Below are 12,300 nucleotides of genomic sequence, written 5' to 3'. Positions count from 1 at the left end.
CACATGAAATCATCACAGAAAGTCAGCTTGTCCCGCCGTCGTTTTCTGGCTCAGCTTGGTGGCTTAACGGCCATTGGCATGATAGGCCCTTCGCTGTTAGTACCCAAAAACGCCCTGGCTCAGGGAGGGTTGCAAGAAGGTATACTGACCGGTTCCCATTGGGGAGCCATCCGCGCGACCGTGGTGGACGGGCGATTTGTCGCTGCCAAACCCTTCGAAATGGATAAATATCCCTCGAAAATGATTGCGGGCTTACCCGATCATGTCCATGGCACGGCACGCATCCGTTACCCGATGGTACGAATTGACTGGATGCGTAAACGCCATTTGAGTGATACCACACAGCGCGGCGACAACCGTTTTGTGCGGGTAAGTTGGGATGAAGCACTGAACCTGTTCTATCAAGAGCTTGAGCGGGTGCAGAACACCTACGGCCCGTCTGCTCTGCTATCCGGCACCGGTTGGCAATCGACCGGCATGTTCCACAATGCCGCGGGCATGCTGGCACGTGCGCTGGCCCTGCACGGGGATTCTGTCGGTACCGGCGGTGACTATTCAACCGGTGCCGCTCAGGTGATTTTGCCGCGGGTGGTGGGATCAATGGAAGTGTATGAACAGCAAACCTCCTGGCCGTTGGTGCTGAAAAACAGCAAAACCCTGGTGCTTTGGGGATCGGATCTGGTGAAAAACCAGCAGGCCAACTGGTGGTGTCCGGATCATGATGTTTATGAATATTACGCCGAACTTAAAGCCAAAGTGGCCAAAGGCGAAATCAACGTCGTCAGCATTGACCCAGTGGTGTCATCTACCCATGCGTTTTTAGGCCGTGAGCATGTGCAGCACATCGCTCTGAATCCGCAAACAGACGTGCCCCTACAGTTAGCGCTGGCACACACGCTGTACAGCGAGAATCTGCACGATACCCACTTCCTCAAAACCTATTGCGTTGGCTTCGAGCAATTCCTCCCTTATTTGCTGGGCCAAACGGACGGCCAACCTAAAGATGCCCAATGGGCGTCAGCACTGTGTGGCGTCGATGCTGAAATCATTCAGGCATTGGCTCGTCAAATGGCGGCCAACCGTACGCAAATCATTGCGGGCTGGTGCGTGCAACGTATGCAACACGGCGAACAATGGGCGTGGATGACGGTAGTACTGGCGGCGATGCTTGGCCAAATCGGCTTACCTGGCGGCGGGTTCGGTTTTGGTTGGCACTACAACGGCGCAGGTACACCGGGCCGCAAAGGGGTGATCCTGAGCGGTTTCTCCGGTTCCACCGCTACGCCGGCACGCCATGCCAAGGGGGATTTCAAAGGTTACAGCAGTACCATTCCGATCGCGCGCTTTATCGATGCCATGCTGGAGCCGGGCAAGGAGATCGATTGGAATGGCAAACGCGTCAAGCTGCCAATGCTGAAAATGTGCGTGTTTGCAGGCACCAATCCGTTCCATCGCCATCAGCAGGTTAACCGGATGATTGCCGGCTGGCAGAAACTGGAAACCGTGATTTCTATTGATAATCAGTGGACCTCAACCTGTCGTTTTGCCGATATCGTTCTGCCTGCTACCACACAATTCGAACGCAACGATCTCGATCAGTTTGGCAACCACTCCAATCGCGGCATTATCGCGATGAAACAGCTGGTACCGCCGCAATTTGAGGCACGTAATGACTTCGATATCCTGCGCGAACTTTGCAAACTGTTCGATCGCGAACGTGATTTCACCGAAGGCCTGGATGAAATGGGTTGGATCAAACGCATTTATCAGGACGGTGCGCGCCAGGGCAAAGGACGCGGCGTGACTTTGCCTGCATTCGATGAGTTTTGGGATGGCGATGGCTACGTCGAGTTCCATCACCCCGAAATGTTCGTGCGTCACCAGGCGTTTCGTCAAGACCCGGATCTGGAACCTTTAGGCACCCCAAGCGGCCTGATCGAGATTTACTCAAAGAGTATTGCGGATATGAATTATAAGAACTGCAAAGGTTACCCAATGTGGTTTGAAAAGGCAGAACGTTCACACGGCGGGCCGCTTTCAGCAAGCTATCCACTTCATTTGCAGTCGGTACATCCCGATTTCCGGCTGCACTCCCAGCTGTGCGAGTCTGAAACCTTGCGTGCACAGTACAGCGTTGCAGGTAAGGAACCGGTATTTATCAGCCCGGAAGATGCGGATGCTCGCGGCATCAATAATGGTGATGTTGTTCGGGTGTTTAACGCCCGCGGGCAGGTTTTAGCGGGTGCGGTAGTTTCAGATCGCTATGCGCCGGGAGTGATCCGCATCCATGAGGGTGCCTGGTACGATCCTGAACGTGGCGGCGTGGCGGGTAGCCTGTGCAAATACGGCAATCCAAATGTACTGACGTTGGATATCGGTTCTTCCGAGCTGGCTCAGGCGACTAGCGCCCATACGGCACTGGTTGAAATTGAACGCTTTAATGGCAAAATCGAACCTGTTACCGCCTTTGATGGCCCATTGGAAATGGTTGCGCAATGCGACTACGTGCCGATGACGCCAGCAAACGTGCCGCAGTAAGGAGGTGGTTCCATGGAAGATAATATTTCAGCGCTGGGACATCCGCATTATGCTTGCCTCTATGCCTGGTTATCCGGCAGTTTCGCCCGCGAGCTTAGCGACGTGCAAATTGCAGAACTGACCAGCCCTGAACTCACCGCATGGCTGGCAATAATTGAACCGCTGCCGGGGCTGACAGCGCCGGTAACCCAATTCAGACAAACCGTTACGGCACTCCAACAGCGGCCCGACGCCCAACTGGAATTGGCCGCCGACTTCGCCGGGCTGTTCCTGATGACGGAGAAATCCGCTGCGTTACCCTATTCCTCTTGTTATCAGTTGGAATCTTCGCGTTTTAAGCAGGAACCCAGCGCGCAGATGAAAGCGCTGTTGGCACAATCGGGCATGGCGGTGGCGAGTTCCTTTGGCGAACCGGAAGATCATTTAGCTCTGGTTGTCGAACTGTTGAGCCACCTGAATTTCGCATTAACAGAAGCTGGGAATGAGCGCAGAGAATTGCTTGAACTGCGAAGTGAAGCCTTGATTCACTGTCTGAGTTGGCTGCCGGAGTTTAATCAGCGCTGCCTCAGTTACGACAAATTTGGCTTCTATGCCGCACTCAGCGGCTTACTGCTTGCCCTGATGCGCCTTGATGCCGGCATGCCCATGCAATAAATCACCGGCTTGGCCCTCATAACCTGAGGGCCTGGCGCGCCTGAGAGAATGCCTGAATAAGTGGCCACACCCACCAGCGCCGCTTAATTGGGATCGAAGCAAAGCTCGCTGGCATGGCAGAAGGCATTCCGCCCAGCATGCTCAACTGAAATACTTAATCATCAGCGCGGTACCCAAGGCCAACAAAATCACATTGATTAGCTTCAGGAATTGCTCACGTGACATTTTCAAAGTGAAATGACGCCCCAGAGTAATCCCCACCAACATCCCCGGCAGCAGCACCAGTGCCAGTAGCAATAAATCAATGTCCAGATAAACACCGGCAAAGGTGAAAATAACCACCCGCGTCAGCGTACTCATCCCGATAAGCGTGGTTTGAGTCATCCGGAAAGCCTCTTTCTTCTCAATACGACCGCTGAGATAGATGGCATAGATAAAGCCGCCGCTGCCGAATAATGCGCTGAAAATCCCGCCCACCAGGCCAAAAGGCACCGAAGCCTTGGGCGAAAATTGCCGATCGGGTTTTAAACCGCTGAGCGAATAAAGAGCATAGAGCACCACAAAAATGCCCAACGCCAACAAGAGGATATCCGGCCGGGTTTTCAGCAGGATCGCCGCGCCCAGAAGACTGCCGATAATCATCACCGGGATCAGCCGTTTTAATTCTGCCCATTGTGCATTGCGACCATCGCGGCTGACGTTAACAATGGCCGCGCACATGTCCAGCAGCGCCAGCAAAGGAACAATTTTCGCTACCGGAATATAAAGCGCCATCACCGGACTGGCTACCAACGCCGAGCCAAAACCGGCAATGCCGAAAATGACATAGGCCACCAGCAAGGTGGCGGCCAGTACCAGATAGCTTGAGAGCGTTAAGGTTTCTTGCATATCCATTTCCGCCTACTCCATTACCCCGAAGCGAGCTGCAGGCTAAAACCTAATACTTTAGTTGATAAACGGAGGAACGCTATTTCGCGCTTAAACCAGCCAGTTGCCGATCCTGTCGACGGCCGAACAGCAACAGCCCACATGCCGCCCCCAACAGGGCACAGAACATGTCAGACTGGGTATCCCATGGGTCGCCCTGTGTTCCCAGAAACTCATCGGCACCCTGCCCTAATGCCAATGCGGCCCACCATTCGATCAGTTCATAAACCGCGCTGATGGCCAACGCAATGCAGCACACCACGAAACCCAACATTTTTCGGCCCCGGACATAATCCCCACGCAGCAGAATTTCCCGCGCCACCAGCGCAGGCACCAGCCCCTGGAAAAAATGCCCAAGCTTATCGTAGGGGTTACGCCCCAATCCCAATAACTCCTGCACGTAAAACCCGGCGGGCACGCGCGCATAGCTATACATACCGCCAAAAATCAAAATTAACGCGTGGAGAAAAATCAGCTGGTACAACAAGGGGGTTAGCGGATAACGACTCCGGGTCAGCCCCAAGACGACCAGCGCTATCACAACCGGCATGACTTCCATCAGCCAGGTCATTCGGTCATAGGGGTAAACACCGCTATAAATCAGCAATGCAATCAGCAACAACGCGGCGGTGGGTAATAAATAACGGGCAGACAAGAGGGACATGGTGAAGTTACCAGGACGGTGAAAGTTATCGCATTATTATACAGTGACAAAATGAAGGCGGCATATTTCGCCGTCCAGTGAAACCGCCAGGCAGCTTTTTTGACCACATAGCCGTTGATGTTACTATACGAAGATCACTATGCTCCCGCACAAGTACCACCTGGCAGCATAACTACTAAGGGCGACGACGTTTAAGGACGATATTTGAGTATGGGAAGCACATTCGCTGTATGGCGGCTGATTGCCGTGTGCGTAGTCAGTCTTGCGTTGCTGGGCTGTGGCTCCGGAAAGAAGGCCAACACCTATGACCGCGACTACGATAGCCTGGCCAGAGGCAGCTATAGCGGCAGCACCTATACCGTCAAACGCGGTGATACCCTGTTCTATATTGCCTGGATCACCAATAGCGAAGTCAGCGAGCTGGCGCGTCGCAACAAGATCCCCAAGCCTTACAATCTCGAGATTGGCCAAAAGCTGGCGTTGAATAATACGACGGCGCAGAAAGGTAAAACGCGCAAAACGAAATCGACAGTCCAACTTGCGGCCGTGGCGCCGCCGATCCGCAGCAGTATCAAATGCTGGCGCTGGCCAACCCAGGGCAATATCGTCAGCAAGTATTCTACCGCCGACGGTGGCAATAAAGGCATTGATATCGCCGGTAACCGCGGGCAGCCGGTATTTGCCGCAGCCAAAGGTCGAGTGGTGTACGTGGGTAACCAACTGCGGGGCTACGGCAACCTGATTATGATCAAACACAATGACGAGTACATCAGCGCCTACGCTCATAACAACACCCTGCTGGTGCGCAACGCGCAGGAAGTGAAAGCCGGGCAAAAAATCGCCACCATGGGCAGCACAGGTACCGATAAGGTCATGCTGCACTTCCAAATACGCTATCGCGCTACCGCTCTGGATCCGCTGCGCTTCTTGCCACCGCAAGGTTCCGCACCTTCCTGTTAATTCCTCTGTGGAAAATGAACGAAAAAAAACCCGCACAAGGCGGGTTTTTTCATAAGCAAGCGCAATAGCCGTTAAGACTCGTTGACCTGCTTTACCTTGCCGGACAAGAACGCTTGTTCGTAAGCCCGCGCCTTTTTGCTGTCGAACTGGTGCTCCCATTTCGCGACCACCAATACCGCCAACGCATTACCCACCACGTTCAGCGCGGTACGTGCCATATCCAGAATACGGTCAACCCCGGCGATAAACGCCAGACCTTCCAACGGGATCCCGACGCTGCCCAGCGTGGCCAACAGCACCACAAAGGAAACCCCCGGCACGCCGGCAATGCCCTTAGAGGTCAGCATCAGCGTCACCACTAGGACAATCTCCTGCCCCAGGGACAGCTCAATACCGTACAGCTGCGCAATAAAAATGGCGGCGATGCTCTGATACAGCGTCGAGCCGTCCAGATTAAAGGAATAACCCGTCGGCACCACAAAACTGGTGATCGCCTTCGGTGCACCGTAGGCTTCCATTTTTTCGATGATACGCGGCAACACCGTTTCTGAACTGGCTGTGGAGAAGGCCAGGATCAGTTCATCCTTCAAAATACGAATCAACGTCCAGATACGCAGATTGCAGATGCGGGCAACAGCGCCCAGCACCACCAAAGCGAAGAAGGCGATAGCAAAGTACACCAGCACCACCAGCTTGGCCAAAGGCCACAGCGAGGCGAAACCAAAGTTGGCAACCGTCACTGAGATCAGACCAAATACCCCGATCGGCGCATAGCGCATGATCATATGAGTGACTTTGAACATGCTTTCGGAAACGGCTTTAAATACCTTCAGCAGCGGCTCTTTGGTTTCTTTCGGCAATGACGACAGACCAAGACCAAAGAGCACCGAGAAGAAGATGATCGGCAACATGTCGCCCTTCGCCATCGAAGCGAAAATGTTCGACGGGATCAACGACAGAACCGTGGCAACCAGGCTGTGCGATCCACTTTGCACCTGCTCAGTGGTTTTTTCATACTGCGAGATATCGACTGCGGTCAGCGTCGACATGTCGATACCGTGACCGGGTTGAAAAACATTAGCCAGCGTCAGCCCCACCACGATGGCAACAGTGGTGATCACTTCAAAGTAAATAATGGTTTTCAATCCGAGCCGACCCAGCTTTTTCGCATCTCCCACCCCGGCGATACCGACAACCAGTGTAGAAATAACAATCGGCACAACAATCATCTTAATCAGGCGAATAAATATATCTCCCGCCGGGCTAAGAATATTGCTGACTAACCACTCTCGTGATTCCGTCTGATTATGGAGTACGGCCCCAACGATAATACCCAGTACCAACGCGATCAGGATTTGCCAAGCAAGACTGATTTTTACACTTTTCATACCCAAAAAGTCCTCAAAGACTCTTTTCCGCGTATTTAAAACAATTCGCCGAAAAGAATACTTAATCATTTAATACAGGCTTATGTTGATGACAACGAAGCGCTCACCTGCCCTTAGTGTGACGCTATTTAAATCTGTACCATCTGAAAGGCATGCTCTGCAAGCCTTGTTTTATCGACCTTCTGTGCAAAATATAATCACCAATGAATTTAGTATTTAATTTCACCAAACATAATTAGTTGTTATTAAAAGCATAATTTTATGCGAGATGTATCACGAAACCACCTCATACTTTGCTTTTTTAGCCGGATGGAAGTGCGTTTATTTTCGCTAATCTTGCATATTTAGTCCATCGTACATGTTTATATTTTGTTGCAATAAAGTTTTAAAAATGAAAATATCAGAACGTTCAGGTACCGCATTTTATCGTCTATTTATTAGGATGATTCTCAAATCATTCTCTTATTAACGCCGCTGACTGACCACTCCACTATTAATATCAACATCGAATATCAAAAGGGAACTATGTTCCAAAAGGATTTAACCGAGATTTTAACAGTGGCGTTTTATATTAAAAAATGGCGATAAAAAACGGGTTTATTGTGGGATTGTTTATTCTTTTTAGTTCTTTAGATAGTGTTTTCTGGCGAAAACTTGGTATCTGAACGTTTTTTCCCGCCAAGCAGATAGATGCTCAACACAAATGGGGCAGAACTATTACAAATCAATATCTTCGTTGCGTGATCTGCCGCGCAAAAAAGAAACAAAGAATCGGAGCAAACTATACTTAACCTTCAGTTGACATATCATTAACAACTTCAAGGAGAAAAGCTATGAGCCAAGTGCATAAACACGCTATTCCTTCTGCAATTGCAGAACACGCCCTGATCAGTCCGACACAATATCAACAATATTATCAACAATCTGTGCAAGACCCAGAAACGTTCTGGGGCGAGCAGGGAAAAATTCTCGACTGGATAAAGCCTTATAGCCGGGTAAAAAACACCTCGTTTGATCCTGGCCATATCAGCATTCGCTGGTTTGAAGACGGTACCCTGAACCTGGCGGCCAACTGCCTCGATCGCCACCTGGCCGAACGTGGTGACCAAACTGCCATCATCTGGGAAGGTGACGATCCCACCCAGTCAAAAAAAGTGACCTACAAACAACTGCACCACGATGTCTGCCAGTTCGCCAACGTGCTGAAAAAACTGGGCGTTAAAAAAGGCGACGTCGTGGCTATCTATATGCCGATGGTACCGGAAGCTGCGGTGGCCATGCTGGCCTGCGCCCGCATCGGGGCCGTGCATTCGGTCATCTTTGGCGGTTTCTCGCCGGAAGCGGTCGCCGGACGAATTATCGATTCCAACTCAAAACTGGTGATTACCGCTGACGAAGGCCTGCGTGCCGGACGTGCCGTACCCTTGAAGAAAAACGTCGATGATGCGCTGAAAAATCCTGGTGTGAAAAGCGTCGCCAACGTTGTGGTGTTCAAGCGCACCGGCAGACCGGGCTACTGGCAGGAAGGCCGCGATCTGTGGTGGCATGAGTTGACCGAAGGCGTCTCAGCCGACTGCCCGCCGGAAGAGATGAATGCAGAAGATCCGCTGTTTATCCTTTATACCTCGGGGTCAACCGGCAAACCCAAGGGTGTGCTACACACCACTGGCGGCTACCTGGTTTATGCCGCCCTGACCTTTAAGTACGTGTTCGACTACCACGATGGCGACGTGTACTGGTGTACCGCCGACGTCGGTTGGGTCACCGGCCACAGCTATCTGCTGTACGGCCCACTGGCCTGTGGCGCCATTACCCTGATGTTTGAAGGTGTGCCGAACTACCCTGGCGTCAACCGTCTGTCACAGGTGATCGACAAGCATCAGGTCAATATTCTGTACACCGCGCCCACCGCCATTCGTGCCCTGATGGCTGAAGGCGACAAAGCGATCGAAGGCACCAAACGCGACTCGCTGCGTATCATGGGATCGGTGGGTGAGCCAATCAACCCGGAAGCCTGGGAGTGGTATTACAATAAAATCGGCAACGGCAAATGCCCCATCGTAGACACCTGGTGGCAGACCGAAACCGGCGGCTTTATGATCACCCCACTACCGGGCGCCACCGAGCTGAAAGCCGGCTCGGCAACGCGTCCGTTCTTCGGCGTACAGCCGGCGCTGGTCGATAATGTCGGCACGCCGCAAGAAGGTGCCTGCGAAGGCAATCTGGTGATCACCGACTCCTGGCCTGGCCAGGCGCGAACCCTGTTCGGCGATCACGATCGCTTCGAGCAAACCTACTTCTCCACCTTTAAAGGCATGTATTTCAGCGGTGACGGCGCGCGCCGTGACGAAGACGGATACTACTGGATCACTGGCCGCGTCGACGACGTTCTGAACGTGTCCGGCCACCGTCTGGGCACCGCCGAAATCGAATCCGCCCTGGTCTCTCATCCGAAAATCGCCGAAGCGGCGGTAGTCGGCATTCCGCATAACATTAAAGGCCAGGCAATTTACGCCTATATCACGCTCAATCACGGCGAGGAACCTTCGCCTGAGCTTTATACCGAAGTCCGTAACTGGGTACGTAAAGAAATAGGGCCGATCGCTACCCCGGACGTGCTGCACTGGACAGATTCCCTGCCCAAAACGCGCTCCGGCAAGATCATGCGCCGTATCTTGCGCAAAATTGCCGCCGGCGATACCAGCAACCTGGGGGATACCTCAACGCTGGCGGATCCGGCCGTAGTCGACAAGCTGTTGGAAGAAAAACAATCAATGAAAGTGCCGTCATAATTTACGCCGCCTCTGGCCGATCGGCGGGAAGATAACCCAATGATCGGCTTCAAGCGCGGCGTATTCGTTCAATACCTACTGGAGACACTCTGATGAATGACACCATTTATCAAGGGATTGAGGAAAACCCGCGCTTTATCGAACTGGTGCGAAAACGCAGCCGATTTGCCTGGCTGCTGTCGCTGATTACACTGGCGCTCTACGTTGGCTTTATTTTATTGATCGCCTTCGATCCTCAGTGGTTGGGCACCCCGATCGCCGCAGGATCTACTATTACCCGCGGGATCCCGGTAGGCGTTGGCCTGATCGTGATCTCTTTTGTGCTCACCGGGATCTACGTATTCCGCGCCAACGGCGAATTCGATCGCCTGACTGCAGAAATCCTGCGTGAGGTGAAGAAATGAAGCGTTTACTGTCCGCCGCCGCTCTGATGATGCTACCGGGCCTGGCCTTTGCCGATGCCATTGGCGGTGAAGTGAAGCGCCAACCGTTGAACATTCAGGCCATCGTCATGTTCATCCTGTTTGTCGGCGCCACGCTGTATATCACCTATTGGGCCTCAAAACGCACTCGCTCACGTCAGGACTATTACACCGCCGGCGGGAAAATTACCGGTCTGCAGAACGGTCTGGCGATTGCCGGCGATTTTATGTCAGCGGCCTCTTTCCTGGGTATTTCTGCCCTGGTGTATACCTCCGGCTATGACGGACTGATTTACTCCATCGGTTTCCTGATCGGTTGGCCGATCATTTTGTTCCTGATTGCAGAACGCCTGCGTAACCTGGGCCGTTACACCTTTGCCGACGTGGCTTCCTACCGGTTAAAACAAAAGCCAATCCGTACGCTCTCCGCCTGTGGCTCTCTGGTGGTGGTCGCACTGTATCTGATTGCCCAAATGGTCGGTGCCGGCAAGCTGATTCAGCTGCTGTTCGGCCTCAATTACCACGTGGCGGTCATTCTGGTCGGTATTCTGATGGTGCTGTACGTCTTGTTCGGCGGGATGTTGGCCACCACCTGGGTGCAGATTATCAAGGCGGTGCTGTTACTGGCCGGCGCCAGCTTTATGGCGTTGATGGTGATGAAATCGGTCAATTTCGACTTCAACACCCTGTTTGCCGAAGCCGTGAAGGTGCATCCAAAAGGCCTCGCCATCATGAGCCCGGGCGGTCTGGTTTCCGACCCTATTTCTGCGTTGTCTCTGGGGTTGGCGCTGATGTTCGGTACCGCCGGTCTGCCACATATTCTGATGCGTTTCTTTACCGTGAGCGACGCTAAAGAGGCCCGCAAAAGCGTGTTCTACGCCACCGGTTTTATCGGTTACTTCTATATCCTGACCTTTATTATCGGCTTCGGGGCCATCTTGTTGGTCAGCCCTAACCCGGCGTTCAAAGATGCCACCGGGGCTCTGCTGGGCGGTACCAATATGGCGGCGGTGCATTTAGCCAACGCCGTGGGCGGCAACTTCTTCCTCGGCTTTATCTCTGCTGTCGCCTTTGCCACCATTTTGGCCGTAGTCGCAGGCCTGACGTTGGCGGGTGCTTCAGCGGTATCTCACGATTTGTACGCCAGCGTGATTAAAAACGGCAAAGCGACTGAGCGTGACGAACTGCGCGTCTCCAAGATTACCGTGGTGATCCTGGGTATCGTGGCGATAGCTCTGGGGATTTTGTTTGAGAAACAGAATATCGCCTTTATGGTCGGCTTGGCTTTCTCTATCGCTGCCAGCTGTAACTTCCCGATTATTATTCTTTCGATGTATTGGTCACGTCTGACAACCCGTGGTGCCATGATCGGCGGCTGGTTGGGTCTGCTCACTGCGGTGATCCTGATGATCCTCGGCCCGACGATCTGGGTGCAGATCCTGGGGCATGAGAAACCCATCTATCCGTATGAATATCCGGCGCTGTTCTCGATGATTGTCGCGTTCGTCGGCACCTGGCTGTTCTCGGTTACCGACAGCTCTTTAGCCGGGCAACAAGAACGCGAACGCTTCCGTGCTCAATTTGTACGTTCACAAACCGGCCTGGGCATTTCCCAGGGCAGCTCACACTAAACGAATAATAAGTGAAAAAAGCAAACACACCCTAATCAAAGGCCCTTCGGGGCCTTTTCTCTTGGATAAAGATGATTAACGGTATTGCTGGAAAAGGGATTTGACGACGAGGAATACAAGACCCAGCCTGGCTGCGCCTTTTTCTTTCGCACACAGCAAAAAGGCCATCCTTGCGGATGGCCTCTTGGCTTAATTGATGCCTGGCAGTGTCCTACTCTCGCATGGGGAGACCCCACACTACCATCGGCGCTACGGCGTTTCACTTCTGAGTTCGGCATGGGGTCAGGTGGGACCACCGCGCTATTGCCGCCAGGCAAATTCTGT

General features: G+C 52.9%; 9 protein-coding genes and 1 rRNA gene. 6 read left to right on the top strand and 4 right to left on the bottom strand.

The genetic code is table 11. The features are described from left to right. Nucleotides 1-3: 3 nt before the first annotated feature. Nucleotides 4-2,538: a trimethylamine-N-oxide reductase TorA gene (gene torA, locus H0S68_RS01535; RefSeq protein WP_410529110.1), complete on the top strand. Its 2,535-nt coding sequence runs from the start codon at nucleotides 4-6 to the stop codon at nucleotides 2,536-2,538. A gap of 12 nt (nucleotides 2,539-2,550) precedes the next feature. Further along, complete coding sequence (torD, locus tag H0S68_RS01530; RefSeq protein WP_187962158.1) at nucleotides 2,551-3,192, top strand: molecular chaperone TorD; 642 nt, start codon at nucleotides 2,551-2,553, stop codon at nucleotides 3,190-3,192. Nucleotides 3,193-3,333: 141 nt separating this feature from the next. Here the strand turns inward: torD and H0S68_RS01525 are convergent, their stop codons facing one another. Both H0S68_RS01525 and H0S68_RS01520 read right to left on the bottom strand, forming a co-directional pair. Next, complete coding sequence (locus H0S68_RS01525; protein WP_410529109.1) at nucleotides 3,334-4,080, bottom strand: sulfite exporter TauE/SafE family protein; 747 nt, start codon at nucleotides 4,078-4,080, stop codon at nucleotides 3,334-3,336. Between the two features lie 79 nt (nucleotides 4,081-4,159). Continuing rightward, nucleotides 4,160-4,783: a DUF2238 domain-containing protein gene (locus H0S68_RS01520; protein WP_122076664.1), complete on the bottom strand. Its 624-nt coding sequence runs from the start codon at nucleotides 4,781-4,783 to the stop codon at nucleotides 4,160-4,162. 210 nt (nucleotides 4,784-4,993) lie between these two features. On the opposite strand from H0S68_RS01520, the gene actS reads away from it, so the two are divergent. After that, nucleotides 4,994-5,743 carry an amidase activator ActS gene (actS, locus tag H0S68_RS01515; RefSeq protein WP_130016070.1) on the top strand — a complete coding sequence of 250 codons (750 nt, stop codon included), beginning with the start codon at nucleotides 4,994-4,996 and terminating at the stop codon, nucleotides 5,741-5,743. Nucleotides 5,744-5,814: 71 nt separating this feature from the next. On the opposite strand, the gene gltP is transcribed toward actS, so the two are convergent. After that, the gene (gene gltP, locus H0S68_RS01510; protein WP_122076658.1) at nucleotides 5,815-7,131 is read right to left on the bottom strand and encodes a glutamate/aspartate:proton symporter GltP; all 1,317 of its coding nucleotides are present in this window, start codon (nucleotides 7,129-7,131) and stop codon (nucleotides 5,815-5,817) included. A gap of 833 nt (nucleotides 7,132-7,964) precedes the next feature. Between gltP and acs the strand changes: the two genes are divergently transcribed. From acs to actP, 3 genes are all read left to right on the top strand, one after another. Continuing rightward, complete coding sequence (acs, locus tag H0S68_RS01505) at nucleotides 7,965-9,923, top strand: acetate--CoA ligase (protein ID WP_410529108.1); 1,959 nt, start codon at nucleotides 7,965-7,967, stop codon at nucleotides 9,921-9,923. A gap of 92 nt (nucleotides 9,924-10,015) precedes the next feature. Beyond that, nucleotides 10,016-10,327: a DUF485 domain-containing protein gene (locus H0S68_RS01500; RefSeq protein WP_020824859.1), complete on the top strand. Its 312-nt coding sequence runs from the start codon at nucleotides 10,016-10,018 to the stop codon at nucleotides 10,325-10,327. Further along, nucleotides 10,324-11,976 carry a cation/acetate symporter ActP gene (actP, locus tag H0S68_RS01495; RefSeq protein WP_122076651.1) on the top strand — a complete coding sequence of 551 codons (1,653 nt, stop codon included), beginning with the start codon at nucleotides 10,324-10,326 and terminating at the stop codon, nucleotides 11,974-11,976. Before H0S68_RS01500 ends, actP begins: the two co-directional genes overlap by 4 nt. 198 nt (nucleotides 11,977-12,174) lie before the next feature. Here the strand turns inward: actP and rrf are convergent. Then, nucleotides 12,175-12,290 (bottom strand): 5S ribosomal RNA (gene rrf / locus H0S68_RS01490). Nucleotides 12,291-12,300: the final 10 nt, after the last annotated feature.

The organism is Serratia sp. AXJ-M (assembly GCF_046531865.1).
GTDB classification, from domain to species: Bacteria; Pseudomonadota; Gammaproteobacteria; order Enterobacterales; family Enterobacteriaceae; genus Serratia; species Serratia liquefaciens.
Note: the sequence above shows the minus strand (reverse complement) of the source record. Positions and strands in the feature narration are given on the sequence as shown.

Excerpts from the sequence above, each read along its gene's own strand:
- torA (WP_410529110.1), top strand. The coding sequence starts at position 4 with ATGAAATCATCACAGAAAGTCAGCTTGTCCCGCCGTCGTTTTCTGGCT.
- torD (WP_187962158.1), top strand. The coding sequence starts at position 2,551 with ATGGAAGATAATATTTCAGCGCTGGGACATCCGCATTATGCTTGCCTC.
- H0S68_RS01525 (WP_410529109.1), bottom strand. The coding sequence starts at position 4,080 with ATGCAAGAAACCTTAACGCTCTCAAGCTATCTGGTACTGGCCGCCACC.
- H0S68_RS01520 (WP_122076664.1), bottom strand. The coding sequence starts at position 4,783 with ATGTCCCTCTTGTCTGCCCGTTATTTATTACCCACCGCCGCGTTGTTG.
- actS (WP_130016070.1), top strand. The coding sequence starts at position 4,994 with ATGGGAAGCACATTCGCTGTATGGCGGCTGATTGCCGTGTGCGTAGTC.
- gltP (WP_122076658.1), bottom strand. The coding sequence starts at position 7,131 with ATGAAAAGTGTAAAAATCAGTCTTGCTTGGCAAATCCTGATCGCGTTG.
- acs (WP_410529108.1), top strand. The coding sequence starts at position 7,965 with ATGAGCCAAGTGCATAAACACGCTATTCCTTCTGCAATTGCAGAACAC.
- H0S68_RS01500 (WP_020824859.1), top strand. The coding sequence starts at position 10,016 with ATGAATGACACCATTTATCAAGGGATTGAGGAAAACCCGCGCTTTATC.
- actP (WP_122076651.1), top strand. The coding sequence starts at position 10,324 with ATGAAGCGTTTACTGTCCGCCGCCGCTCTGATGATGCTACCGGGCCTG.